Annotated in this window: 3 protein-coding genes and 1 pseudogene; 2 read left to right on the forward strand and 2 right to left on the reverse strand. The window is 71.4% G+C overall.

Annotated features, from left to right (window positions below; all coding sequences use genetic code 11):
* Both CCL05_RS42425 and CCL05_RS42430 read right to left on the reverse strand, forming a co-directional pair.
* Nucleotides 1-291: pseudogene (locus tag CCL05_RS42425) on the reverse strand (SUKH-4 family immunity protein); the annotation flags it as partial.
* A gap of 8 nt (nucleotides 292-299) precedes the next feature.
* A complete protein-coding gene (locus CCL05_RS42430; RefSeq protein ID WP_086565835.1) occupies nucleotides 300-1304 on the reverse strand; it encodes an SMI1/KNR4 family protein in 1005 nt (334 codons plus the stop codon).
* Nucleotides 1305-1704: 400 nt separating this feature from the next.
* Here CCL05_RS42430 and CCL05_RS42435 point away from each other — a divergent pair, with 400 nt between their 5' ends.
* Together CCL05_RS42435 and CCL05_RS42440 are read left to right on the forward strand one after the other, a co-directional pair.
* Entirely contained in the window at nucleotides 1705-2235 is a 531-nt protein-coding gene (locus CCL05_RS42435; protein WP_086565836.1) for a YwqJ-related putative deaminase, read from the forward strand.
* 82 nt (nucleotides 2236-2317) lie between these two features.
* A partial coding sequence (locus tag CCL05_RS42440) for an SUKH-3 domain-containing protein (protein WP_208641752.1) occupies nucleotides 2318-2539 on the forward strand: 222 nt, incomplete at its 3' end.

Consider the following 2539-nt stretch of genomic DNA (forward strand, 5'->3'; position numbering starts at 1 on the left):
AGGAGCCGGCGCCGGCTCCTCCACCGCGTCCGGACGACCGTACTCCTCCTCGTACCGGCGGATCACCTCACCCACCGGCAGCCCGGGCCACAGCGTCGCCTCCCCGCTGTCCCGCGCGATCACCAGCCGCTGCGCACCACCGTCGGAACGCGGCCCGTCCACCCGGTCCTCGGCCCACACCACGAACCCGAGATCGAACTCCCGCACCCGCACCTCACGATGCTGGTACGACGGCACGTCCCCGTTGATCCACTCTTCCGCGCGCTCCTGCGCCTGCGCGAACGTCACCATCGCTGAAGTCACTCCCCCACAGCCGAGGACGACACCGCACCCACCGGCACCACACGCGCGAACCCGCCGTCCACCATCAGATTCGCCACCGTCTCCAACTCCGGCGGATTACCGGCCAGCCGCGACAGGAAGACGTCGAAGTCGTCCCCGCACGGCAGCAACAGCCGCTCCACCCGCTCCGCCGGCGGCAGCGCGGGATCCACGTCCCGGGCGTCGTCGTACGCGCAGAACCACACCGAACCGATCCGCTCGCCCTTCACCTTCACGGCCAGCAGCCCGCCCTGGACGAACCCGACACACAGATAGTCCTTGGTCAGATGGTCACGCAGACACTTGTTGACGTACACCAGGTCGTTCACGGCCGCCTCGTCCCGCACCGTGAAGAACGGCTGGTCGATCAGCAGCCCCAGCTCCGCGTCCAGCGCGGCACCCACCGGCGCACAACCCCCCGCCGCCTTCAGGAACGACCGGTACGGACCCGGCAGCCGGTAACCGAGGTCCTCCTCGGCCCCCTGCACCTGCGCCTCCGTCACCGCCACGCCCGACTTCGGCAGCCCGAAATGCGCCGGACGCGTCTCCTGCAACGGCCGCGTGCCCCGCTTGGACTGGTCGACACCCGACGTCGCCACGCCGCCGTGATGCCGCAGCAACGCCTTCACCTCGACCGGCACCAGCTCCAGCCGCCGCGTGCCCACCGCGTGGTGCCACGTCCAGCCGTGCGGCGTCGCCACCGCCGGCACCGTGTCCCACAGCTCATGCCCGGACGACGCCAGCGCCATGTTCGCCGACACGTAGTCCGTCAGCCGCAACTCGTCGACGCCGAAACCCTCCGGCGGCTCCGCGATCTCCGCGGCCGCACGCGCGTAGGGCGAGAAGTCGGGGTAACCACCCTCGTCGACCCGTACCCCTCTCGGGTGACGCGCCGCCCGGACCGGATCCGGGAAATGCACGACCTGCCCGGCGTAGGCCGCGTTCGGCGGCGCGGCTTGCTGCCCGAGCCGACCTGTCGTCATGGCGGTTGCCCCCTGCGGCACTCTGTACGGCCCGTATTCACCACCTTCGGCGCACTACGACCCGTATCGACTGTCACGTCTTCTGTCTCAACTTCTGCCTCAACTGCCGCGCACCTCGGTGCACGTCACCGCACGCGCCCACCTCACGGATCACCCTCCGGTTCACCACATCGATCTCCGAACGGATCACCGCATCGCCCGCGGTGCCGACAGCCTATGCGGTACGACGACACCGGTCACCGGCACCGGGTCCGCGCCCCTCCGCCTCCGTGACCAGCCGTCACCCCACCGTCACGGCACACCCCCGGTACGGGCGTGTCACCGCGCCCCAGCTTCCGCACCAGCCACGCCATTTGGCAGTCTGTGACCCCCGGGGGGATGCACGGAGGGGAAGGCGATCATGAACGCGACACAGACGGGACCACACACCGGCAGGTCCGCCGACCCGCGAGCCGGCGACCCCCGCATCGGCTGGAGCGCCACCGAAGCGGCCCACGCCCCCGTCCTCCACCACCGCCGCGACGGCATCCTCCCCACCATCGCCGCCGCCCTCTCCGTCCGCGGCGCCACCCTCACCGGCACCGCCGCCCGCGGCGACACACCCCCGGCCCTGCACCCCCTCGTCCAGGACTTCCTGGACACCCTCACCAGCACCCAACGCGACCGCTTCACCGGCCGCTGCGCCGAGACCATCCTCATCTCCCGGCACATCGCCGCCGCCGACGCCGCCCGCAGCAAACGCGCCGCCCGCAAACCCATGACCAACGGCGAGGCCCGCAAAGCCCTCAAGCAGGCCAAACTCACCGCCCGCCGCATCCGCGAGGACGGCGACCCCCTCCACGGCAGCTTCGCCGCCCCCTGCCGCGCCTGCACCGCACTCAGCGCCCACTTCGGCGTCCGCATAGTCGACCCGGCGGCCACCAACAGCTGACACGCCCCCACCCACACCGAAACACCGCCGGCACCGCTACCGCTGCGCCCGCCCCCCATGACCTCGACGAGACGAAGGGCAGATGCACACCGACCGCACGTCCACCACCCGCTTCGCCGTAACTGTCGACGCCGCCCTGCGCGCCGCCGGCTGGCAACCCGGACGCTGGGACATCAAACAAGCCGAGATCTGGGCGGACACCCTGCGCGACCACGCCTCACCCGCCGGCCACCGCCACACCGTCTTCCCCGCGGCCGTCGAAGCCTGGGCCGAGTTCGGCGGACTCCACATCACCCCCACCCTC

It is taken from the genome of Streptomyces africanus, assembly GCF_002150735.1.
Lineage (GTDB): Bacteria > Actinomycetota > Actinomycetes > Streptomycetales > Streptomycetaceae > Streptomyces > Streptomyces africanus.